Origin of the sequence: Vagococcus luciliae, from assembly GCF_024637875.1 — a bacterium.
GTDB lineage: Bacteria > Bacillota > Bacilli > Lactobacillales > Vagococcaceae > Vagococcus > Vagococcus luciliae.
Genome location: NZ_CP102451.1, coordinates 698,634 through 723,531 on the forward strand (window position 1 = coordinate 698,634; position 24,898 = coordinate 723,531).

The window sequence follows — 24,898 nt, forward strand, 5'->3', positions numbered from 1 at the left end:
AAAGGAGATTAATTATGGAAAAAGGGTTAGAAATTATTCAATATGTTTTAGGTTTAGGGCCTACTGTAATCTTACCTATCGCAATCTTTTTCATAGGTTTATTTTTTAGGGTTAAGCCAGGTAGGGCTTTTCAATCTGCCATCACAGTAGGAATTGGTTTTGTTGGTATTAATTTAGTTATTGGGTTACTTTCTGAGAATTTAGGTGTAGCTTCACAACAAATGGTTGAAAGATTTGGACTGGAGTTAACTGTTATTGATGCAGGTTGGCCTTCAGCAGCAGCAGCAGCATGGGCCTCACCAGTAGCTGCGATTTTAATTCCAATAATTATAGCAGTCAATTTATTTTTAATTTTTATTAAATTTACTAAAACATTAGATATTGACATTTGGAATTTTCATCATTTTATGGGAGTTGGAGCAGTAGGCTATATTGTAACTGGTAATATTTTTTGGGCAATTTTTGTAGCGGTATTGATGGAAGTCATTGTTCTTAAAGTAGCAGATATGTTTGCGCCGACAATACAAGAATTTTATGGTTTACCAGGCATTTCATTACCTACAGGAGCAACAGTGTCTTATGGATTAATAGGTGTACCAATTGGTTGGTTGATTAGTAAAATACCAGGAATAAAAAACATTGAAATATCACCTGAGACGATTCAAAAAAGATTTGGTGTATTTGGTGAACCAATGATTATGGGATTAATTATTGGTATAGTGATTGGATTATTAGCTGGATATGATGTTGGATCAGCATTTCAATTAGGTATTTCTTTAGGTGCTGTGATGTTATTGATGCCACGTATGGTAAAAATTTTAATGGAAGGGCTTTTACCAATATCGGAAGGAGCTAGAACTTATTTACAAACTCGATACAAAGATCGTGAAATTTATCTAGGGTTAGATGCTGCTTTAGCCATAGGCCATCCTGCTAATATATCTGTAGGATTAATCTTAGTACCAATTACTTTATTTTTAGCAGTTATTATACCTGGTAATAAAGTATTACCATTTGGAGATTTAGCAACGATACCTTTTTATACTGCTTATATTACAGCTTCTAGGAAAGGAAATATTTTTCATTCAGTAATAGCTGGGGCTATAGTTATTTCTTTAGGATTATTAATGGCAACTAATTTTGCTCCGGTCCATACAGAAATGATGCAAGGATTGGATCAATTTACAAAATTAGGCAGTGATATTAGTTCTTTAGATACAGGAGGAGCTTCTCTTAAATGGTTAATATTAAAATTATCACAATTAGTTGCTCCACTATTTAATTAGGAGTGAATTTATGAAAGCATTGATGAAAAAATCTCCAAGTATAGGTGATTTAGAGCTAGTTGAAGTTTCAGAGCCTTCATTATGTAGTAATCAAGTAAAAATAAAAGTAATGTACACAGGGATTTGTGGCTCAGATATTCATACTTATAAAGGTGAATACAACAATGCTAATCTACCATTAGTTTTAGGACATGAGTTTTCAGGTCAAGTAGTTGAAGTAGGTGATCATGTTTCTAGGATAAAAGTAGGAGATTTGGTAACCAGTGAGACAACTTTTTCTACTTGTGGAAAGTGCACATACTGTTTAACAAAAAATTATAATCTTTGTGATAATAGAAAAGGGATTGGTACGCAGATATCAGGAAGTATGTCGGAATTTGTTGTTACTAGAGAAGAAAGTTGTCATAGATTGCCTGATAACGTTAATTTACGAGCGGGTGCACTAACAGAACCCTTAGCATGTTGCGTGCATGCAGCTTTTGAAAAAACAACAATTCAAAATGATGACTATGTTTTAGTCATAGGACCAGGTCCTATCGGGTTATTAATGACTCAAGTGATAAAGTCTGCAGGAGCTAAAGTTATATTAACTGGTATAGATCAAGATAAAGATAGGCTAAGTTTAGGTTTCGAACTAGGCGCAGATATTGTAGTGAACACATCACAAGAAAATTTAGAAGAAATTATTTTTTCGAATACAGTTTATGGGGTAGACAAAGTATTTGACTGCTCAGGCTCAATTTATGCAGTAAATGAAGCCTTACCATTATTAAAAAAGAAGGGGATTTTTATACAAGTTGGATTGTTTGCTCAAAAGTATAATAACTTAGACTTGGAGTCAATTATTCAACGCGAGTTAATATACATAGGTAGTAGGTCACAAAAACCTAGTTCATGGATCAAGGCTTTGAAATTATTATCTGATAGAGCCATTGATGTAGATAAAATAGTTACGCAAGTTTATGATTTAAAAGATTGGGATAAAGCTTTTAAATCAGTTTTATCAGGAAATGAATGCAAAGTATTAATTCAATCTAATCATCAATAGCATACAGTGTTATTTTTAACATAATTTATTAAACGTCAGGTTAACGAGGGGAAAAAATAATGAAGTCGTTAAGATTATATGATAAACAAGATTTAAGATATGAAGAAGTAGATGAACCAGTCATTAATAGAAGTGATATGGTAAAAATTCAGGTGAAATCAGCAGGAATTTGTGGGTCGGATTTATCTAGGTATAAAAAGTTAGGACCGTATGTTTCTGGTATGGTATTTGGCCATGAATTTTCAGGTGAGGTAGTAGATATAGGAAGTGATGTAACAAATGTCAAAGTGGGAGATCGAGTAGCATGTTCTCCAAGTTTGATATGTAGGCATCAAGGCAAAGATGAATGTCAATATTGTAAAAAAGCAGAATTTGCTCGATGTGAAAATCTAACAGTTCTGGGAGCTATTTACCCAGGTGGATTTGCAGAATACACAGTACTGCCAGCTGAGAATGTTGTTCGTTTAACTGATAATGTTTCTTATGAGGAGGCGGCTATGATAGAGCCATCTTCTGTTGTGCTACATGGTTTATATAAATTAAATTTTAAAGTAGGGAATCAAGTTGTTGTAATCGGATGTGGAAATATTGGGTTGATGGCAATAAAATGGTTGAATATAATGGGGGCTTCCAAAATTATTGCTGTTGATATTAACGATGATGCTTTAATAAGAGCAAAAGAAACAGGGGCAACAGATACTATTAATTCAATGAAGTCTAAAACAGAATTAGAAATAAAAGAATTAACAGGAGGCTTAGGAGCGGATCATGTTGTAGAAGCAGCAGGATCCCCAGTAACATCCGTACATGCCTTTTCATATGCTAAAAAGGGTGGAGAAATAGTTTATTTAGGTATACCGTATAGTGATATAAATTTTGAGAGATATTATTTTGAAAAAATAGTTCGTAGTGAATTAACTGTTTATGGTTCATGGAATTCTGTATCTGGAGTATATCCGGGTAATGAATGGACTACTACAGTAGATGCATTAAGCTCCGGCCTTTTGAAGTTAGAAGATTTGATTACCCATCGTTTAGAACTATCAGATGGCGAACAAGTATTCCACAAAATGACCAATAGAAATTTATCTGACGAACGTTTTGGTAAAGTTATGTTTAGTATTTAAGTAGTTATTTTCTTTAGGTATATTATAAAAAAAAAGAAAAATATATTTATAGGAGGGCGTTATATGTTATTTGATCAAACAGATCAGTTAGGTGTGAATACAATTCGTACACTTAGTTTAGACATGGTTCAACAAGCAAATTCAGGACATCCAGGATTACCAATGGGGGCAGCTCCAATGGCTTACACTCTTTGGACAAAATTTTTAAAGGTCAATCCTAAAACATCAAGACAATGGGCAGACCGTGACCGTTTTGTGTTATCGGCAGGACATGGTTCCGCAATGCTTTATAGTTTACTTCATTTGTCAGGTTATAACTTACCAATGGAGGAATTAAAAAAATTCCGTCAATGGGATAGTTTAACACCAGGACATCCTGAAGTTCATCATACAGATGGGGTAGAAGCAACAACTGGTCCATTAGGTCAAGGAATTGCGATGAGTGTTGGATTTGCGATGGCAGAAGCGCACCTCGCTGCAACATATAACAAAGATCAATTTAATATCGTTGACCATTACACGTATGCTTTATGTGGTGATGGTGATTTAATGGAAGGTATTTCTCAAGAAGCAATCAGTTTAGCTGGTCATTTAAAACTTGGTAAATTAATTGTGTTATATGATTCAAATGGTATTTCATTAGACGGACCATTAGATAAGTCATTTACGGAAGACGTTAAAGGTCGTGTTGAATCATCAGGATGGCAACACATTTTAGTCAAAGACGGCAACGATTTAGAAGAAATTGCGAATGCTATTGAAGCCGCACAAAAAGAAACTACAAAACCAACCATGATTGAAGTCAAAACAGTGATTGGATTTGGTGCTGAAAACGAAGGAACAAACAAAGTTCATGGTGCACCACTTGGAGTTGACGGTGTGGCGTTTGCTAAAAAATCTTACGGTTGGGATTACCCAGCATTTACTGTACCAGAAGAAGTGGCAACACGTTTCCACGCTGATATGGTAGAAAAAGGTGAAAAAGCAGAAGCAGAGTGGCAAAAACTATTTGCTGATTATAAAGCTACTTATCCAGAACTAGCGAAACAATTTGAAGAAGCCTTCAAAGATGACGTGACAGTTGATTTGGAATCTGTTTTACCAACATATGAACTTGGTGAAAGTGCTGCGAGTCGTGTGACAAGTAAAGAAGCCATTCAAGTCTTATCAAAAGAAATCCCATCATTCTGGGGAGGATCAGCCGATTTATCATCATCAAACAATACAATGGTGGCAGCTGAAAAAGATTTTGAACCAGGACAATATGAAGGCCGTAATATTTGGTTTGGTGTTCGTGAATTTGGTATGGCAGCAGCAATGAATGGGATTGCTTTGCATGGTGGAACCCGTGTGTATGGTGGAACATTCTTCGTATTTGTCGACTACTTACGTCCAGCATTGCGTTTATCAGCGATTCAAAAAGCACCTGTAACATTTGTGTTAACACATGACTCTATTGCAGTTGGTGAAGATGGTCCAACGCATGAGCCAATCGAACAGTTATCAAGCTTACGTGGGATACCAAATGTAAACTTAATTCGTCCAGCTGATGGCAATGAAGTATCAGCAGCATGGAAATTGGCTGCAACATCAACAGAAACACCAACTGTTTTAGCTTTATCAAGACAAAACTTACCAGTTCTTGAAGGAACAAAAGAAAAAGCCTATGAAGGGGTTGCACGTGGAGCCTACGTATTATCTCCATCAAAACGTGACACACCAGACGGAATCTTGATCGCGACTGGATCAGAAGTGAAATTAGCGATGGATGCACAAAAAGCGTTGTATGAAAAAGAAGGCGTGGATGTGTCAGTCGTTTCAATGCCATCGACTACTTTATTTGACGCACAAGATACAGCTTATAAAGAAAGTGTGTTACCTTCATCAGTGAGCAAACGCGTGTCAATCGAAATGGGCGCAACATTTGGTTGGGAACGTTATGTTGGATTGTCTGGAAAAGCGATGGGCATTGATCGTTTTGGTGCCAGTGCGCCAAATATGAAAGTTATTGAAGAATTTGGTTTCACAGTAGAGAATATTGTGAATACTTTTAAAGAATTATAGTATAATTTGACCTCAAACTCTTAGATATATTGTTTGGGGTTATTTTATATTGATTTATTTTTATAAATAACTCATTAATTGAAATATACTTTATAATTTGTTTAAATAAATTTATCAAATAAAATTACGGAGGTTTATATGAAAACACAACGAGAGCGTATGATTAATGGAGAACTGTACTATCCTGGTAGTGGTGAGACAGAGTTAAGAGAGTTATTTATGAGAAGTCGTCGTTTAATGCGTGAATACAACCAAACAAGTGAATTGGAAGCAGAAAAAAGAGCCGCTTTACTGAAAGAATGGTTAGGAAAAACAGGAGAAAAAGTCTATATAGAACCTAATTTTAAATGTGATTATGGCAAACATATTTCAGTTGGAGAAAGGTTTTACGCTAATTTCGATTGCATTATGTTAGATGTTTGTCCTATTACTATTGGGGATCATACGATGTTTGGGCCACGCGTTAGTTTATTGACAGCTTCACACCCAATTGATGCACAAGTAAGAGTATCTGGATTAGAGTTGGGATCACCTATAACGATTGGAAGTAATGTGTGGTTAGGTGGTGGGGTTATTGTTAATCCTGGTGTGACGATTGGAGATAATTGTGTCATAGGATCGGGTGCAGTAGTGACAAAAAATATTCCACCTAATACTGTTGCAGCAGGGAATCCTTGTAGAGTAATCCGTCCCATCACAGACGAGGATAAATCTTATTGGGAAAAACAAGCGAGTTTATATTGGGCAGAGGTTGAAGGAAACTAGTCATACTATGGTATATTATGATATTTTGTGATATTTTATACTAGTAGATAAATAGTGATAAGGGAGTTTTTTTCATTGAAGAAGAAGTTAGGTTGGGTTAATTTAGTATTAGCTATGGTTCTGGTTTTATTAGTAGGTTGTGGCACCAAAGAAAGCGTAAACAAACAATTGACTAATGAGCCAGATCGAAAAGAATCTTTAGCATTAAGTTTTGGAGCTATGCCAGCAGTAGATAGTTTACCAGTTTATATTGCTGAAAAAGAAGGATATTTCAAAGAAGAAGGACTTAATTTAGAATTAAATAGTTTTAAATCACCAAAAGATCGCGATGCAGCTTTAACAAGTGGTCATCTAGATGGAGCCAATACAGATTTAATCGCATTGAGTGCATATAGACAAGGTGATATGGATATCAAAGTGGTTAGCCAATCAATCGGTACTTTTTCTGTTTTAACAGGAAATGATAGCATTAACACAATAAATGATTTAAAAGGAAAAAAAGTGGGTTACGCTAAAAATCAAGCACCTTATTATTTTTTAGATGAAGCATTAAAAACGCATGACTTATCTGTTAATGAAGTCGGGTTTGAAGAAGTACCGCAAATTCCAGTCAGAGTTGAGTTAACACTAAATCATAAAATAGATGCTACAGTGGTACCTGAACCTTTTAGAACGATTGGTTTGTCGCAAGGATTAAAAGAATTAACGAATAGCCAAGAGTTAGGTATTCAGTCAACTGTTTTTGGTTTTACAAACGAAGCACTAACCAATAATAAAGAAGCCATTGAAGCTTTTTACCGTGCCTATAATAAAGGTGTTGATTATGTTAATGAGCATGATTTGGATGATTATTATGATGTGTTAAAAGAAAAAATTGGTTTTATGGATGACATTAAAAAAGATGTAACATTACCTAAGTATGTTCATGCCGAACAAATAGATGATAAACAAGTAGAAAAGGCATTTAACTGGTCAAAACAAGAAGGTATTTATAAAAAAGAGTACAATCAAAAAGAGGTTATGAGTGATTTACTCGTTAAATAAGTATAGAGGTGAAAGAGATGTTAACCATTGAAAACGTCAGTGCGTCTTATGAAGGAGCACCGTTGATTTTAGATGACATCTCTTTTACTGTTTCTAAGGGAGAAGTTGTTGCGTTAATTGGTCCAAGTGGAACGGGAAAATCGACGTTACTTAATGCCATTACAACGCTGCACCAACAGTATCAAGGAACGATTACATTGGATGGGAAAGAGATTAACCCAAAACATCATAAGATAGCCTGGATACCACAAAATTATGGATTATTACCTTGGGAAACAGTAAAAGAGAATATATTGCTTGGAGTATCTGTTAGAAAATTATCTGTAAAAACGATATCTAATCGGTTAGATCATTTGGTAAATGAATTAGGATTGGAGGAATTACTATTACGTTACCCTAATCAACTGAGTGGTGGACAACAACAACGCGTTGCTATTGCTAGAGCGATGCTTGTGACACCAGACATTTTTTTATTAGATGAGCCTTTTTCTGCTCTAGATGCACTAACACGAGAACACATGCAAAGTTTATTTTTAACTCAGTGGGATAAAGAAAAAGCCCCAGCTATTTTAATTACTCACGATGTAGAAGAGGCTGTATTTATGGCAAGTAAGATAGTCTTATTATCTGGTAAACCAGGAAGAGTATCAGCTGTTATAGAGAATAGTAGCTTTTCGATTCCGTTGAAAGAAAAAAGGTTATCACCACTATTTTATGACATCATCAAACAAGTGAGAGGAGCAATGGAAAAAGCATGAGAAAAAGTGTATCAAAAGTGACACATGCGATTCTAGCATTTATTTTTTTAACTATTTTATGGTGGCTAGCAAGTAAGGTATTAAATAAAAATATGTTACCCACACCGTTTGCGGTGTATCGACATTTAATGGCTATCGAGCCACAAGTATTATGGCTACATACATATAATAGCTTGATTCGCCTGTTTTGGGGTATGTTGATTGCTGTTTTGATAGGATTAATCATAGGGCTTTTGATGGGACGTTTTCCCAAAATAAATCAATTGTTAGATCCAATTGTTTATTTGACTTATCCCATTCCTAAGATTGCATTGTTACCCATTATTATGTTGTTATTTGGATTAGGAAATGCCTCTAAAATTATCTTATTAGTGTTGATTATTGTGTTTCAAGTTATTTTGTCTGTGAGAGATAGTGTTAAGTCGATTCCAAAAAGTTATTACCATCATTTGTATGTACTAGGTGCGAGTCAATTTCAACAGTTTTATAAAATTACGTTACCTGCAGCATATTCTGCTATTTTAAATGCCGTAAGGATAGCGTTAGGAACAGCGATTGCCATTTTATTTTTTACAGAAGTATATGGGACAAGTTATGGATTAGGTTTTTTCATTATGGATGCATGGGGAAGATTAGATTATTTAGATATGTATAGCGGAATTTTAGTGCTAAGTTTGGTGGCCTTTATTTTATTTCAAATGATTGATTTTGCTGAAAACAGAACAAATAAATGGCGTAAAACGTATTAAATTATTAATAGCACAATAGTTAAAGCAATTGTTAAAAATGGAACAAAAGCTATTTTTATAAGAGGGTTGCTTGTTAATAAATGATATAAAATAATATAGAGTATTCCTATAAATGAAGCAATAAATATTAACCATATAAGTTGTATTGGAGTTAAAAAGATTGACCAGTAGACAAGTAATTTGATATCACCAAATCCTAACTTTTTTGGCATCAAATAACTAAGTAGTAAAAAGAATAATAAGACACATACAGGTAATAACTTATTTATTGATGGGTAAAGAGTGAGTAATCCTATTAGAAATAAGACAGATAGATAAGGATCAACGATATAGTAGTAAAGATCAATAATAGATAAATAAAATCCCATAATGATGAGTAGAATCGTTACCATAGATAATTTTGTTGTTAGCAATAATAGATAAATAATCGAACTTCCAAGAAAAAACAAGTAGCGAGTATGTTTATTAAAGATGTTTATCTTTTTGTCAGTTGGTAAAAATAATACGTATGTTAAAAAGATATACGACATTATATTGATGAATAAAAAAAATATCATATAAGCACCTCCTTTAAAAAGATACGAATTAAATAAAAAATCCTTTTTTAGGAGATATATGGTAAACTAACAATAAAAGAATGTAAGTAATAGGAGTGAAAAAGCATGTTTAAAGACAAAAGACGCTGGTTTTTATTGTTAAGTACACTATTGCTATTCTTTCTTTCTAGTTGTTCTTCTAATAAGGATAACGCAGACGAGGTAGCTACTTTATTTGCTAATCGACTTTTATACAATACCGATTTGGATGAATACAAAGAAAAATTTTCTGATAGTAAACGATTTAATGAACGATCAAAAGAAGTTGAAGAAGATTTAGAAAATAATTTTGCAACAGTTTTTGAACCAATATCAGGAAAATTATCTCAAAGTGAAAGAGAAGATATATCGAAATCATTAATTGATAAAGTGAGAGAAACAACAAGTTATACATATACCATTGATGAACAATCAAAAGGTGAACTTAAAGTAATGTATCATATTAAGGGATTTGATTATGCTCGACTTGTTGCAATGATGATGGCTAAATTATTGGATAATCAAGATAAAATTGATATAGGTTCGGTTAATGCAAAACATCTAGTGACGACAGCTTATTACGAATCATTAGAGAAATCAATGAGTATCATAGAACCTGTAAGCATTAATATTTACTTTAAAAAAGATAATGATAAAAAGTGGTTAATTGACACTAAGAAAACGGATGAAACGGATATTCAAAATTTGTTATTTGTTTTTATGACAGGGAAAGTTCACGATGAAGATTACGAGAAAAGTATGTTAGAAGAGATTAATCAAATTATTGCTAGAGAAAAAGAAAAAGACAACAAAACATCCTCTCCAAACTAATGGAAAGGATGTTTTTTTAATCCTATTTAATTAAAGGTTTCTTCTTTTTTTTGCTTTTTTTGTTAAACGGTAGTATAAAATAAAAAGCCCAGTAGCACTAATAAAACATATGACACCAATTATAAAGCCTGGAGGTAGGAAACTTAGCTCAATCTCATGGTTACCTTTTGGTACAGTAAATGTCAGAAAACCGTCTTGAAAATCTTTTATGGCTACTTTCTTGTTGTCTATTTTTACTGTCCAACCTTTATCATAAGGAATAGTTGTAAATACAACTTGCTCTTCAGGCGTTTCTACATGAGCTGTGGCTTTTCTACCGTTAACTTTGAAATCCACTCCTTTTGTTTCCATAGATTTAATAGCAGCATCAAATTTAGGAATATCTAGTAAGACAACAGGTGGATTGATTAATTCAATGGTATCTGTACCATAAAAAGAAACTGAGAATTCGACAATGGAATCTTCTTTGAAATACCCTAAATTGTAATATTGACCTGTGATACCAATTTGTGTTTCATAGCTAACGTTTTGAGTAGTGATTTTAGCATTAGAACTTTTTAAGTCACCAAAATTATTTGGAAATAGGCTAAAATAAGCTTGTTTTCCAGCTGGGACACTTACTTGATAAGTGATGGTTTTAGCTTCATTTGGTTTTTGTTCTTTAATTGAGACTCGATTATTTGGTAAATTGGTAATCAGTGCATTTTGTGTGGTCATAACTGTCGGAGTTGTAAAGGTATAATAAACATCATTTAAATCAGCTAACTGGTTAATCAGTGTAGTCTGAGCTCCAAGATTATCGTGGATAGGGAGTTTTAATTTATACAAATCATTATTGGTTAATATACCTAGTGGTAGAGCATTATCATTTGTGTAAAGGGTATATTTTCCTTGGCTGTTTGTTGGATTGAATCCATATTTTAAGACATCTTGATTACTGATATTATATTTAATTCCCATTAGACTATCCATTAACAGTGTATTATTTTGATATCGTATGTTTAAACTAGTTCCTCGAGAACGAAACCCTAGTTCATTTAGTAAGGCAGAAGAATGTCTATTTCTAATAGAAGAAAACATGCTAATACCACTATAGCCATAATTAAAACTATCATTGCTTGAAATGGGTGAAAGAGATTCTAAACGACTAAATGATTTTTTATTAGAATTATTGACTTTGTCAACTAGTACCTTATAATCTGGATAAGGTTCTGAATACAAGCTCCGAGAAGCATAATTCCAATCGTTTAAAATACCATTTAGCATAAAAGATGTATTAATATAAGCTTCACCAGCCACTATTAGAAGAAGCAAAAAGACGAATGTATTTTTAGGTAACTGATTTCCGTAATAAAAATACATACTTACTAAATACAATCCTAAAAATAGAATGGTTAAGATATATTGTCCTAGAGTAACATAAGTGTAACTATCTTTACTTGATGCAAAGAAAGCGATAGAAAATAACACTGCTAAAGAAAGGACGATAACAATCATTAAGGGCATATCTGATTTAGAAAATTTTTCCCAACCATATCCAGCTAGTATGACGACAAGGGATGAAAATAAAAAACTGTATCTAAATAAAAACATGTTAGGAGCATGCATACCATGCCAAAATAAATTAAGAGGTTCAATATAAAAGCTTAAGATTAGAATAATAAATAAACTTGCATAAGCTATTTTATTTTTTGTTTGATTTTTTTCGCTACAAAAATAAAAGATGCAAAAAATTAATGGTAATAGACCAGCATAAATAAAAGGAATTGAGCCATATTTTGTGGTATCAAAAACTCCAATCATATTTTTAATCACGATATCCCAAAAAGCAGTTGCTTCTGTCTTAAGGTTGAGAACGGTAGATAACGTTTCACCATTAGATTTCAAATCAAAAATAGCAGGTAAAATCATCACCATTGAGGCAATTCCGGCTAATAAAGAAGTTGTTAGGTAAGGAATAATTCGTTTCTTGTAAGAAGAACTATTTATAACAACACGAACTACGAAATAAAGGAAAGAAAACAAACCAATCATAAAACCAAAGTAAAAGTTAGAAACAAATAATAGAAAATATGCGACAAATAATAAAGCTGATTTTCCCTTATCTAGTATTCGATTAATTCCTAAAAAGATAAGAGGAATGTACATAAAAATATCTAGCCACATAATCAATTCAGAGTGTGCTGTCGCAAATGACATAAGAGAATAACAAATAGCTAGTATAACATGTGACAAATCAGGTAATTTGTAAGTTTTTTTTGAGTAGTACCAAAAGGATAATCCAGCTGTTCCTATTTTTAATAAAGTTAATAAATAAAGAGCATCTGGAATATTTTGATTATTAAAAAAGAAAACAATCGGTGTAAATATACCACCCAAATAGTAAGAAATAAGAGACCAGTAATTGAGTCCTAAAGAAGCATTCCAAGTATAAAAGATACTCTGTTTACCATGTAGAACGTTGTTAAAACTAGCATGAAAATTAGAAAATTGTGAAAAAGCATCGCTAGCCAAGACACTTCTGGTACTGCCTGGATAAATACCTAAACTCAAATAAACGCCAATCATAACCAAAACTGGGATACTAAAAGCAAGAAGTCCGAATTTACCACTTTTTTTAAATTTTTTTTTCATGTTTGATAACATAGTCGTTTTCTATCCTCCTAGATAAGATTTTAACGTCTAGTTTGTCCTTCCCCAAAGATGATATATTTTGTGGTAGTTAATTCGTTTAATCCCATTGGACCTCTAGCGTGTAATTTTTGTGTGCTAATGCCAATTTCTCCACCAAATCCAAATACGCTACCATCAGTAAAGCGAGAAGATGCATTGACGTAAACAGCGGCTGCGTCAATTTGTTGCATAAATTTTTGAGAGTGCTGATAGCTGTCTGTTACAATCACTTCGGAATGTTTCGTTCCGTAATGGTTAATATGTTGGATAGCTTCATCTAGATTATTGACGATTTTTACAGATAAGATTAGGTCATTAAATTCTGTGGCAAAATCTTCCTCTGTTGCAAGTGTAGCAGAAGGTAGGTAAACCAAAGATGCTTGATCCGCTCTTAATTTAACATGATTGGCTTCAAGTTCAGGGTAAACCAGTTCAAAAAATTCCTTAGCAATAGTTGCGTTCACTAAAAGTGATTCTGTCGCATTGCATACTGAAGGACGTTGACACTTACCGTTAATCACAATATCTTTTGCCATAGTTAAATTGGCGTGTTCATCAACATATACATGACAGTTTCCAGTTCCAGTTTCAATAACAGGGACAGTGGCATTTTTAACCACAGATTGAATTAAGTTCGCACCACCACGAGGGATTAGAACATCTAGATAATCTGATAACTGCATGAATTTTGTTGCTGTTTCTCTTGAAGTATCATCAATGAATTGAACACAATATTTTGGAAAATCAACTAGCTCTAAAGCCTGTTGAATCGATTGAACAAGTGCTCGATTAGAGTAAAAAGCTTCTTTTCCGCCGCGTAAGATGATGGCATTACCTGATTTTAGAGCAAGAGCTGATGCATCAGTTGTAACGTTAGGTCTTGATTCATAAATCATACCAATAACGCCTAATGGAACTCGTTGTTTTCCAATTAATAAATTATCCTCGTTTCGCCACATATGATCAACTTTTCCTATGGGGTCGTCTAAATCAATGGTTGTCTGAATGTCGTGTTGCATCGTATTAATTCGTTCTTTTGTGAGAAGTAGCCTGTCAATCATGGTTTCAGGAATCCCATTTTTATTAGCTAATTCAATATCTTTTTCATTTGCTGCCAAGATAATCTCCATATCTTTATCTAGCATTTTGATGATAGATTTTAGTGCATTATTTTTTTCTTTTGTTGTGGCATTATTCAAGAAAAAGGCCGATTTAGTTGCTTGTTTACCCAATATTTCTAATAGTGTCATTTAAAACTCCTCCTTTATAAGTTCTAGCTAATTTGAAAATAGTGTACCTACTTCTTTTCCCTCTAAAATGTCGAATAAAATAGCAGGATCTTTACCGCTAGCTAAAATCATTTGTGATTGATTGTCTAACACACGCTTTGCTGCTTTTAATTTACTTGTCATACCACCAGTTCCAAAAACGCTCCCTTTACCACCAGCTGCGTCTTCCATCATTTCTGTAATTTTTGTGATATGAGAGTACAATATCGCATCTGGATTAGTATGAGGATTATCACTATAAAAACCATCAATGTCTGAAAGCATTAGGAGTAGGTCTGCTTGTGCTAATTTACAAACAATAGCAGATAGTTGATCATTATCACCGAATTTTGTTAAGTGATCGAGTTCATCTACTGAGACACTGTCATTTTCGTTTACGATTGGGATAACCCCCATAGTTAATAACTCCTCAAATGTATTAATAACATTTTGTCTACTTGTTGGGAAATCGATGACATCACGAGTGAGTAATACTTGGGCTGATTGCTGGTGATAAGAAGTAAATCGTTGAGTGTATATCTTGATTAATTCAGATTGACCAATCGCTGCAACAGCCTGTTGTTTAGCTATAGTCTCAGGTCGTTTTTCTAATCCTAATAAGTTCATTCCAACACCAATTGCACCTGAAGAAACCAAGATAACCTCATATCCAAGTTGTCTTAAAGAAGATAAGGTAAAAGCTAATTGATCAATAGCACGTAAATTTATTTCAGAATTGGGTAGAACAAGAGAGCTTGTTCCAACTTTTATAACAAGTCGCTTGCTTTTTTTTAATAATGTTTTTCTGCTCAAAATAATCCCTCTTTTTTGTTTAATGGCTATTTTTTAAGTGCCTATGCTTGCTATAATAACGCATTTTTAATTGTGTTTCCACTAATAGAAAATGATTTTTGAAAATTAGTGTTGACTTTAAAAAAAATGAGTATATGATTGTCATGAATACTAACTTTTTAAAGAGAAAAGGAGTGAAAAAGGTGAGTCAAAAATGTAATCCACAAGCAATTGATCGATTTACGCTAGGTGGAACGCTTGTTGCAATGGGAGTTGTTTATGGCGATATTGGTACTAGTCCATTATATGTCATGAAAGCCATTGTTGATGGTAATGGCGGGCTAGAGCATGTTTCAGAAACCTTTATTTTAGGTGCGGTATCACTAGTTTTTTGGACGTTAACTTTATTAACCACAATAAAATATGTCATGATTGCATTAAATGCAGATAACCACGGTGAAGGTGGTATTTTTTCACTCTTCACATTAGTTAGAAAAAATAGTCGATATTTATTATATCCGGCTATGCTAGGAGGAGCCACTTTACTGGCAGATGGTATATTAACTCCTGCTGTAACGGTCACAACAGCTGTTGAAGGCCTTCGAGGAATTCCCTCTTTCTATAATGTGTTTGGGGATAGCCAGCAAATCATTGTGATTATAACAGTTATTATTATCTTTTCCCTTTTTATGGTTCAACGTTTAGGCACTAAAAAAGTGGGGACAGCTTTTGGTCCAATTATGTTTAGCTGGTTTACATTCATTGGTTTGATTGGTTTATCTAATTTTATGGGGAATTTATCTGTGATTCGTGCATTAAATCCTTATTATGCTGTTCATTTACTATTCTCTGAAGAAAATAAATTAGGTATTTTAATTTTAGGTAGTGTATTTTTAGCGACAACAGGGGCCGAAGCATTATATTCTGATTTAGGTCATGCTGGTAGAAAAAATATTCGTGTTAGTTGGCCATATATTAAAGTATGTTTGGTATTAAATTACTTTGGTCAAGCTGCTTGGATTATTCGTGTGAAAGATTTACCGGAATATCAAGATATCGATATGTTGAATCCGTTTTTTAGAATGATGCCACAATCATTGACCATTATTGGTGTTATCTTTGCAACAGTAGCTGCTATTATTGCGTCACAATCGTTGATTTCTGGCTCTTATACATTAGCTTCAGAAGCAATTAAGTTACGTCTATTACCAAGAATGAAGATTATTTATCCGACTGATCAAAAAGGACAATTATATATTCCAGCTATTAATAATATGTTAATGGTGGGTTGTTTAGCCATTGTTTTTGGTTTCCGGACATCTGCTCGAATGGAAGCAGCTTATGGGTTAGCCATTACGATTACGATGTTAATGACAACTATTTTGTTACTTGTATATTTATTGCAAGAGGGAACACCAAAACCTTTAGCGTACTTGATTTTTATCTTTTTTGGAACGATTGAGAGTATCTTTTTTGTTTCTAGTGCATCTAAGTTTATGCACGGAGGTTACGTTGCTTTAGGTATGGCGTTAGTTATTTTCTTGATCATGTTAATTTGGCATCGAGGTAATATGATTACAGAGGCAACATCAAAACGTATCTCTTTATATGATTATAAAGGACAATTAGGTGAGTTAAGAGATGATACGGATTGGCCACAGTTACAAACAAATTTAGTCTTTTTAACTTCTAAAATAAAGGGGCACCTGATTAGTCGAGAAATTATGTATTCAATATTAGATAAAAGCCCAAAACGTGCGAAAGTTTATTGGTTCGTTAATGTCTTTGTGACAGATGAACCGTATACCAAAGAATATTATGTAGATATGATGGATACTGATTATATTGTCAATGTCCAACTTCGTTTAGGATTTAAAATGCCACAAGAAGTTAACGTCTATCTAAGACAAATTGTACATGATTTAATGAACGAAGGAAAACTACCGAAACAACCACAAAAATATTCTATTACACCAGGAAGAGATACAGGAGATTTTTCATTTGTTTTAATACGTGAAGAATTATCCCGTGTAACGGAGTTGAATTGGTTAGATACTTTAGTGATGCAAGCAAAATTAGGAATCAAACGGCGAGCAGTTGATCCTGCTAAATGGTATGGGTTGGAATATAGTGATGTGATTACAGAATATGTTCCACTTGTTATTCAACCTAAGCGAAACAAAGTAACATTAAAACAAGTACCAGTTGAAGAATTTGATGAAGATGACGATGAATTACATAATTTATAAAAGAAAGAGTAAGATTTATTTTTACTCTTTTTATTTGTCTATTTTTCGGTTAGGATTAAAGAAATCAAAAGATAAAGGAAGGTAACACATGAAGAAAGTAAGAGGATTTGAAAAAGTATCAACATTTGAGAATATCAATCTACCAAAAAGAGCAACAAAAAATGCAGCAGGGTATGATTTTGAATCAGCTGTTGATATTGTGATTCCAAGTATTTGGAAACAAGGAATTGCGAAAGTATTAAAGGCTATTTTATTAAAAGAAGACATATTTGTTGATGCTGATATGCAAAAAGAATTAAAATCAACACTTGTTCCGACAGGTGTGAAATCTTATATGGGGGATGATGAGTTTTTACAGATTGCCAATCGATCAAGCAACCCGTTAAAAAATTTTTTAGTTTTGACAAATGGTGTGGGAGTTATAGACAGTGACTATTATGATAATCCAGATAATGAAGGACATATCATGATTCAGCTACTAAACTTTGGCTTAACTGATAAGCAGATTAAAAAAGGAGATCGTATCGCTCAAGGCATCTTTTTACCATTCTTAAAAGCAGACAATGATTTAGTGCAAACAAAGAGAACAGGTGGGTTCGGGTCGTCTGGTAAATAATTCTTTAAAGAGTCACAGTTTTTATTAGAATCGGACAATTTATGTTAAAATACGTTTATAAGTATTTTATTTTATAAAGAACTAAAAATTGTAAGATAAGGATGATTTTGTGGCAAAAAAAAAGAGAAATGAGTTTGTTTGTCAAACGTGTGGTTATATCTCTCCAAAGTATCTGGGTCGTTGTCCTAACTGTGGTGAATGGAATACATTAGTGGAAGAAATTCCTTCAGATACCCCCACTAGACATAGTCGAGTAAGTTTGACGGGTGAAATGAGCAAACCTCAAAAGTTAAAAGAAGTCGCTACACAAAAAGAACGGCGTATAAAAACACAATTAGGTGAATTAAATAGAGTATTAGGCGGGGGTGTTGTTCCAGGATCAATGGTCTTAATTGGTGGAGATCCTGGTATTGGAAAATCAACACTATTACTACAAGTATCTCAACAACTTAGCCTGTTAAAAGGAAATGTGTTATATGTATCTGGTGAAGAGAGTTCGCAACAGATTAAAATGCGTGCAGAACGCTTGGCTGATGGGACAAATGATTTTTATGTTTATCCAGAAACGGATATGGGTCGCATTAAACAAGTTATCGAGCAATTGACACCAGACTATGTGATTATTGATTCGATTCAGACAATGGTTCATCCGGAAACGGAAAGTGCTGCAGGAAGTGTCAGTCAAGTGCGTGCTAACACTGCTGAATTAATGCAAATAGCTAAGACTAATAATATTGCCATTTTTATTGTAGGGCATGTGACAAAAGAAGGCTCGCTTGCTGGACCAAGAATGTTAGAGCACATGGTTGATACAGTACTTTATTTTGAAGGAGATAGACATCATACATTTAGAATATTGCGTGCTGTAAAAAATCGTTTTGGTTCAACGAATGAAATAGGTATTTTTGAAATGAGACAAGCTGGTTTAGTGGAAGTGTTAAATCCATCTGAAGCTTTCTTGGAAGAGAGAATTGATGGGGCAACTGGTTCAGCGATTGTCTGCTCAATGGAAGGAACGCGACCTATCTTAGCTGAAATTCAATCACTTGTAACGCCATCTGTTTTTGGAAATGCGAAACGAACAGCAACAGGTCTTGACTATAATCGTGTTTCACTGATTATGGCTGTATTAGAAAAACGTGCCGGATTATTGTTACAAAATCAAGATGCTTATCTGAAGGCTGTGGGGGGCGTAAAACTGGATGAGCCAGCAATTGATTTATCAATTGCAGTTAGTATTGCCTCAAGTTATAAAGATAAAGGCACATCTCCACAGGACTGTTTCATCGGTGAAATTGGGTTGACTGGTGAAATTAGACGAGTGAATCGTATAGAGCAGCGTGTAGGAGAAGCACAGAAATTAGGATTTAGACGAGTCTTTATTCCTATTAATAATCTACAAGGGTGGACACCACCAACTGGAATTGAAGTGATTGGTGTCGAGACACTATCTGAAACATTATTTAAAGTATTTTCCTAAGTAAAGGAGGAAAGATAAGTATGCAGAAAAAAATATATGCGATGGTGATGGCTATTGTTGGATTTAGTTTAGGTGTGGCATTATTCCCATTACTATGGAAAGCGACAAATCAAGAAACACTCAGTTGGTTAAATAACGATATTACTAACGGAATTATTGGTGCTATTATTTTTGTAATTATTGCGACTTTAACTGAGCGATACTTGGTATCAGGTTTAAAAAAAATAGAAAAATTTATTACAGAACAAAGTCTATCAGATTTGTTATTTGGAAGTATTAGTACAATTATTGGATTACTCTTAGGGGCACTTATTTCTGTTCCATTTTATTCATTGCCACTTATTATACCGGCAATTATTATGTTAATTACAGGATATTTAGGTTTTAGAGTTGGAACAATGAAAACTGAAGATTTTAAAAAACTTTTTATGCCAAAATCAAAAAAAGTATCAGAGGACATCTTAGACCGTCGAGTTGATGATTATTTTCATAAATACAAAGTATTAGATACTAGTGTTATTATTGACGGGCGTATTTATGATATAGCTAAAACTGGGTTCATTGAAGGAACATTGTTAATTCCAAATTTTGTTTTATATGAATTACAATACATTGCGGATTCAGGCGATAGTATGAAACGCGTTCGCGGGCGTCGGGGGTTAGATATCTTAAACGCCTTACAAAAAGAAGAAAATATCTCGGTTGAAATGTATGAAGGCGATTTTGAAGATATTCAAGAAGTTGATAGTAAATTGATTAAGTTAGCTAAATTGTTAGATGGAATTGTCGTGACAAATGACTACAATCTTAATAAAGTCTGTGAATTTCAAAATGTGCCAGTATTTAACATTAACGCGTTAGCTAACGCGGTTAAACCAGTTGTCATACCTGGTGAAACAATGGATGTTGTTGTAATGAAAGATGGAACAGAACGACAACAAGGTGTAGCATATTTAGATGATGGGACAATGGTTGTGGTTGAAGATGGTAAACACTTTATGAATAAAAAAATTAACGTCATCGTGACCAGTGCACTACAAACAGCAGCGGGTCGAATGATTTTTGCTAAGCCTAGTCATTCCCAAACAACATTAAATGCTGATTAATTGTTAAAAAAGTCTTAAGAAAGTGCCTTTACTATTTAAGTAAATGAATGTAAACTAAAGGCATAGGAAGCGATAATACGTGAACAAGGAAGGTAATATCATGGGAAATAAAGTACGTGTCAGATATGCACCAAGTCCAACAGGTCATTTGCATATTGGAAATGCCAGAACAGCATTATTTAATTATTTATTTGCTCGTCATCATGATGGCGATTTTATTATTCGTATTGAGGATACAGATCAAAAACGTAACATTGAGGATGGAGAAAAAAGTCAGTTAGATAACTTAGCATGGTTAAATATTGATTGGGATGAGTCACCTGCTAAACCAGGTGCTTATGGTCCTTACCGTCAATCAGAAAGAAAAGATATTTATCAACCATTAGTCGATCAATTATTAGCTAGTAATTTGGCTTACAAATGCTACTGTACAGAAGAAGAATTAGAAGCAGAACGTGAAAGCCAACGTAGCCGTGGTCAAATTCCACGTTATAATGGAAAATGTGCTCATTTAACACCAGAACAACAAGCAGCAAAAGAAGCTGAAGGTATCACACCAGTTGTTCGTTTTAGAGTGCCAAAAGGCGAAGAATACACATTTGATGATATTGTGAAAGGAAATATAACCTTTGAATCTGATAGTGTTGGTGGAGATTTTGTTATCTTAAAGCGTGATGGCATGCCAACTTATAATTTTGCCGTAGCCGTGGATGATCATTTGATGAAAATCACGCATGTTTTACGTGGGGATGATCATATTGCAAACACACCCAAACAATTAATGATCTATGAAGCATTTGGTTGGACACCACCAAGATTTGGTCATATGACATTAATCATTAATACTGAAACAGGTAAAAAATTGAGTAAACGTGATGAAACGATTCTACAATTTATCGAACAATATCGTGAATTAGGTTATTTACCAGAAGCAATGTTTAATTTCATTAGTTTGTTAGGCTGGTCTCCAGTGGGTGAAGAAGAAATCTTTAGCCAAGAAGAATTGATTAAAATATTCGATGCTGATCGTTTAGGTAAATCTCCTGCAGCGTTTGATAATAAGAAACTTGAATGGATTAGTAACCAATACATGAAGCAACTTGATAGAAAAACAATGGCAGAGATGGCCTTACCTTATTTAATTGAAGCAGGATTAGTAGAAGAAAATCCAACTGCTGAAAAACAAGCTTGGGTTGAAGAATTAGTGAGTCTTTACCAACCACAAATGAGTTATGCAAAAGAAATCGTTGAATTATCAAGTTTATTCTTTAATGATACATTGTCATTTGATGAATCTGCTAAAGAAGTCCTATCAGATGAACAAGTGTCAGAAGTATTAGAAGCATTTAAAGCTCAATTGAATGAATTAGATGAATTTGATGTTCCAACAATTAAGAAAGCCATTAAAGCTGTTCAAAAAGAAACAGGAGCTAAAGGTAAAAAATTATTTATGCCAATTCGTGTAGCAGTCAGTGGACAAATGCATGGTCCAGAATTAGCAGAAACGATTCTTTTATTAGGTAAAGAGCAAGCAACAGAACATATTAATTTAGCATTAAAAGAAATACAAGGATAAGAAAAGTAAGTGATAAATTGTCTTTAGAGAGCTTGTGGTGGGTGCGAACAAGTGTTAATTTATCAGTGAAGTGCCTCTTTGAGTAGGATAAGTGAAGTAAGTAGCTTGTCTCGTGTGATAGACGTTATGTTATCAAAAAGATTCACTGTATCAAGTGAATGAAGAAAAGTGGAACCACGTGAGAACGTCTTTTAACAAACAATTTGTTAAAAGACGTTCTTTTTTTATCTATGAGAGGAGCAAGTATATGGGAATACAGATATATAATACATTAAGTCGAAAAAAAGAAAATTTTGTACCAATTAAACCAAATGAAGTGAGCATGTATTTGTGCGGTCCGACTGTTTATAATTACATTCATATAGGAAATGCTAGAAGTACAGTCGCTTTTGATACAGTTAGACGTTATTTTGAATTTAGAGGATATAAGGTTAATTATGTCTCAAACTTTACAGATGTGGATGATAAAATCATTAAGACGGCTAACCAGGAAGGAATTTCAACGAAGGAATTAGCAGATAAATATATAGAGGCTTTTAAAGAAGATACGGGAAAACTAAATGTTCAACCAGCTTGTTTACATCCACGTGTTGTTGATCATATTGATGATATCATTGAGTTTGTTTCTGTTTTAATTGATAAAGGTTATGCATATGAGTCACAAGGAGATGTGTATTACCGCACACGACTATTTAAACCTTATGGACAATTAAGTAATAAAAGCATAGATGAGTTAGAGACAGGTGCTAGTCAAAGAACTGGTACTGAATCAGCTAAAAAAGAGGACCCATTAGACTTTGCTTTATGGAAAGAAGCAAAAGAGCATGAGGTTTCATGGGATTCTCCATGGGGAAAAGGTCGCCCAGGATGGCACATTGAGTGCTCTGTGATGGCAACAAAACATTTAGGTGATACAATAGATATTCACGCAGGTGGTCAAGACTTAGAATTTCCTCATCATGAAAATGAAATTGCTCAAAGTGAAGCAAAAACTGATCAGACATTTGCTCATTATTGGATGCATAACGCTTATTTAACAGTCGGTGAATCAGGTGAGAAAATGAGTAAATCACTTGGTAATTTCATAACGGCACATGAATTGATGAAAGACGTTTCACCAGAAGTTGTGCGCTTTGCCTTATCAACCACTCATTATCGTCGTCCAATGCCATTTAATGACACCACGATTAAAGAAGCAACGACTAATTTAGGACGTATTAAAAGTAGTTACAATAATGCGAGTTTCCGATTAGAAACGTCAGTTGATTCTTTAGAAAACGATCATGATTGGTTAAAAGAATTATCTACTTTGATGATGGAATTTGTCACAGAGATGGACGATGATTTTAATGCCGCAAATGGTATTACAGTAGTTTATCAGTTAGTGAAACACTTAAATCGTTACTTAGAAGAAGAGATGGTTTCTAAGGAAGTTATATCTGCCTATCAAGAAACGCTAGAAAAATTAATGCTTATTTTTGGTATTGAACTAGCTAATAGCGAGGATTTATTAGATGAAGATATTGATGCGTTAATTTCTGAGAGAAATACGGCACGTAAAGAAAAAAACTTTGCTAGAAGTGATGAAATTCGTGATTTATTAAAAGAACAAGGGATTATTTTAGAAGATACCCCTCAAGGAACAAGATGGAGTAGAAGTGAATGACAAATGAAAAAGACTATACCTTACTAAGTGGATTAACTCTTGCTTACGTGGGGGACGCCATATATGAAACATATATCCGTGATTATTTAGTAAAAAGTGGACAAACACGCCCCAATCAATTACACCGTTTAGCAACACACTATGTATCAGCTAAAGCACAACATTATTTGATTGAGCAAATGATGGAACAAGGACTTTTAACTGATGAAGAACAAGATATGTATCGACGCGGCCGCAATGCCAAAAGCCACACAAGTGCAAAAAATACTTCCGTGTCGGTGTACCGATCATCCACAGGTTTTGAAGCATTGATGGGATATTTACATTTAACAGAACAAAAAGAACGCTTAGAAGAAGTCATTGCATGGTGTATTCAAACAATAGGAGAAAAAAATAATGAGAAAACCGCAAAATAAACGCAAGTCAGAGAGACAACGCCCGAAATTTGATAAAAAACATCAACAAGAAGCAGATGTACCAACACCAGAGATGGATGATGTGGTATTAGGAAAGCATGCCACAATAGAAGCACTACAAGCTAATCGCGGCAATAAATTATTTTTACAAGAAGATATTAAAGGAAATAAGATTGAAGAGATTAAGCAACTTGCTCAAGAAAAGATTGTCTCTATTAAATGGGTCCCAAAATCTAAATTAGATGAAATGGTAGATGGATTAAATCATCAAGGGATTGTCTTAAAAATTACCCCATATGAATACCTATCATTATCTGAATTACTTGAAAAAACAAAAGAAAAAGAAAATCGTTTTTTCTTAATTTTAGATAGTATTATGGATCCACATAACTTAGGTTCAATTTTACGGACAGCTGACGCGGTAAATGTTGATGGTGTGATTATTCCAAAACACCGTGCAGTTGGTGTGACACCAGTTGTGGTTAAAACCTCTACTGGGGCAGTGGAGCACATCCCTATTTCACGCGTGACAAATTTATCTCAAACAGTGAAAGAGCTTAAAAAAGACAATATTTGGGTATTTGGAACCGATATGGAAGGAACAGACTATACTCAATGGAATGTATCAGGAGATATTGCTTTAATTATTGGTAATGAAGGAAAAGGTATGGGACAAGCGCTCAAAAAAGAGGTCGATGAAATGATTACTATTCCAATAGAAGGTCATGTACAAAGTTTAAATGCTAGTGTTGCAGCTGGCTTGTTAATGTATGAGGTATACAGAAAGAGGAGATAAACAATGGAGGGCA

The 24,898-nt window shown here is 33.9% G+C and carries 21 protein-coding genes and 1 other annotated feature; of the genes, 17 read left to right on the forward strand and 4 right to left on the reverse strand.

The genetic code is table 11. The annotated features are described in order from the left end of the window. Positions 1–14: 14 nt before the first annotated feature. From G314FT_RS03680 to G314FT_RS03715, 8 genes are all read left to right on the forward strand, one after another. Complete coding sequence (locus G314FT_RS03680; RefSeq protein ID WP_257702102.1) at positions 15–1,286, forward strand: PTS galactitol transporter subunit IIC; 1,272 nt, start codon at positions 15–17, stop codon at positions 1,284–1,286. A gap of 10 nt (positions 1,287–1,296) precedes the next feature. Continuing rightward, positions 1,297–2,334, forward strand: a complete 1,038-nt coding sequence (locus G314FT_RS03685) for a zinc-binding dehydrogenase (RefSeq protein WP_257702103.1) — start codon at positions 1,297–1,299, stop codon at positions 2,332–2,334. Between the two features lie 59 nt (positions 2,335–2,393). Beyond that, positions 2,394–3,461 carry a galactitol-1-phosphate 5-dehydrogenase gene (locus tag G314FT_RS03690; RefSeq protein WP_257702104.1) on the forward strand — a complete coding sequence of 356 codons (1,068 nt, stop codon included), beginning with the start codon at positions 2,394–2,396 and terminating at the stop codon, positions 3,459–3,461. 63 nt (positions 3,462–3,524) lie between these two features. After that, entirely contained in the window at positions 3,525–5,525 is a 2,001-nt protein-coding gene (gene tkt / locus G314FT_RS03695; RefSeq protein ID WP_257702105.1) for a transketolase, read from the forward strand. 138 nt (positions 5,526–5,663) lie between these two features. Next, positions 5,664–6,290 carry a sugar O-acetyltransferase gene (locus tag G314FT_RS03700; protein WP_257702106.1) on the forward strand — a complete coding sequence of 209 codons (627 nt, stop codon included), beginning with the start codon at positions 5,664–5,666 and terminating at the stop codon, positions 6,288–6,290. Positions 6,291–6,365: 75 nt separating this feature from the next. After that, the gene (locus tag G314FT_RS03705; RefSeq protein ID WP_257702107.1) at positions 6,366–7,334 is read left to right on the forward strand and encodes an ABC transporter substrate-binding protein; all 969 of its coding nucleotides are present in this window, start codon (positions 6,366–6,368) and stop codon (positions 7,332–7,334) included. 17 nt (positions 7,335–7,351) lie between these two features. After that, complete coding sequence (locus tag G314FT_RS03710; protein ID WP_257702108.1) at positions 7,352–8,092, forward strand: ABC transporter ATP-binding protein; 741 nt, start codon at positions 7,352–7,354, stop codon at positions 8,090–8,092. Next, entirely contained in the window at positions 8,089–8,841 is a 753-nt protein-coding gene (locus G314FT_RS03715) for an ABC transporter permease (RefSeq protein ID WP_257702109.1), read from the forward strand. The genes G314FT_RS03710 and G314FT_RS03715 overlap by 4 nt, the downstream gene beginning before the upstream one ends. Here G314FT_RS03715 and G314FT_RS03720 read toward each other — a convergent pair. After that, positions 8,838–9,398, reverse strand: a complete 561-nt coding sequence (locus tag G314FT_RS03720) for a prepilin peptidase (RefSeq protein WP_257702110.1) — start codon at positions 9,396–9,398, stop codon at positions 8,838–8,840. The two genes, G314FT_RS03715 and G314FT_RS03720, sit on opposite strands and share 4 nt — an antisense overlap. Before the next feature lie 105 nt (positions 9,399–9,503). On the opposite strand from G314FT_RS03720, the gene G314FT_RS03725 reads away from it, so the two are divergent. Continuing rightward, the gene (locus G314FT_RS03725) at positions 9,504–10,247 is read left to right on the forward strand and encodes a hypothetical protein (protein ID WP_257702111.1); all 744 of its coding nucleotides are present in this window, start codon (positions 9,504–9,506) and stop codon (positions 10,245–10,247) included. A gap of 30 nt (positions 10,248–10,277) precedes the next feature. Here G314FT_RS03725 and G314FT_RS03730 read toward each other — a convergent pair whose 3' ends face one another. Genes G314FT_RS03730 through proB form a run of 3 tightly spaced genes read right to left on the reverse strand, consistent with a single transcriptional unit; the run spans position 10,278 to position 15,001 of the window. Continuing rightward, positions 10,278–12,893, reverse strand: a complete 2,616-nt coding sequence (locus G314FT_RS03730; protein ID WP_257702112.1) for a YfhO family protein — start codon at positions 12,891–12,893, stop codon at positions 10,278–10,280. A 29-nt stretch (positions 12,894–12,922) separates the two neighbouring features. After that, positions 12,923–14,170: a glutamate-5-semialdehyde dehydrogenase gene (locus tag G314FT_RS03735; protein WP_257702113.1), complete on the reverse strand. Its 1,248-nt coding sequence runs from the start codon at positions 14,168–14,170 to the stop codon at positions 12,923–12,925. Between the two features lie 27 nt (positions 14,171–14,197). Beyond that, the gene (gene proB / locus G314FT_RS03740; RefSeq protein WP_257702114.1) at positions 14,198–15,001 is read right to left on the reverse strand and encodes a glutamate 5-kinase; all 804 of its coding nucleotides are present in this window, start codon (positions 14,999–15,001) and stop codon (positions 14,198–14,200) included. 245 nt (positions 15,002–15,246) lie between these two features. Between proB and G314FT_RS03745 the strand changes: the two genes are divergently transcribed. The 8 genes from G314FT_RS03745 (at position 15,247) to rlmB (ending at position 24,885) form a co-directional block, all read left to right on the forward strand. Continuing rightward, complete coding sequence (locus G314FT_RS03745; protein ID WP_257702497.1) at positions 15,247–17,229, forward strand: KUP/HAK/KT family potassium transporter; 1,983 nt, start codon at positions 15,247–15,249, stop codon at positions 17,227–17,229. An 88-nt stretch (positions 17,230–17,317) separates the two neighbouring features. Beyond that, a complete protein-coding gene (locus tag G314FT_RS03750; RefSeq protein WP_257702115.1) occupies positions 17,318–17,845 on the forward strand; it encodes a dCTP deaminase/dUTPase family protein in 528 nt (175 codons plus the stop codon). A 109-nt stretch (positions 17,846–17,954) separates the two neighbouring features. Beyond that, a complete protein-coding gene (radA, locus tag G314FT_RS03755) occupies positions 17,955–19,325 on the forward strand; it encodes a DNA repair protein RadA (protein ID WP_257702116.1) in 1,371 nt (456 codons plus the stop codon). Between the two features lie 20 nt (positions 19,326–19,345). After that, positions 19,346–20,431, forward strand: a complete 1,086-nt coding sequence (locus G314FT_RS03760) for a PIN/TRAM domain-containing protein (protein ID WP_257702117.1) — start codon at positions 19,346–19,348, stop codon at positions 20,429–20,431. A gap of 100 nt (positions 20,432–20,531) precedes the next feature. Continuing rightward, on the forward strand, positions 20,532–22,007 hold the full coding sequence (gene gltX / locus G314FT_RS03765) for a glutamate--tRNA ligase (protein WP_257702118.1): 1,476 nt from the start codon (positions 20,532–20,534) through the stop codon (positions 22,005–22,007). Continuing rightward, positions 21,992–22,202: a binding site (T-box leader), on the forward strand. It overlaps the preceding gene by 16 nt. A gap of 52 nt (positions 22,203–22,254) precedes the next feature. Further along, positions 22,255–23,673: a cysteine--tRNA ligase gene (gene cysS / locus G314FT_RS03770; protein WP_257702119.1), complete on the forward strand. Its 1,419-nt coding sequence runs from the start codon at positions 22,255–22,257 to the stop codon at positions 23,671–23,673. After that, positions 23,670–24,089 carry a Mini-ribonuclease 3 gene (locus G314FT_RS03775; RefSeq protein ID WP_257702120.1) on the forward strand — a complete coding sequence of 140 codons (420 nt, stop codon included), beginning with the start codon at positions 23,670–23,672 and terminating at the stop codon, positions 24,087–24,089. The genes cysS and G314FT_RS03775 overlap by 4 nt, the downstream gene beginning before the upstream one ends. Further along, positions 24,070–24,885, forward strand: coding sequence for a 23S rRNA (guanosine(2251)-2'-O)-methyltransferase RlmB (gene rlmB / locus G314FT_RS03780; RefSeq protein ID WP_257702121.1), 816 nt, complete (start codon positions 24,070–24,072; stop codon positions 24,883–24,885). Before G314FT_RS03775 ends, rlmB begins: the two co-directional genes overlap by 20 nt. Positions 24,886–24,898 lie beyond the last annotated feature (13 nt).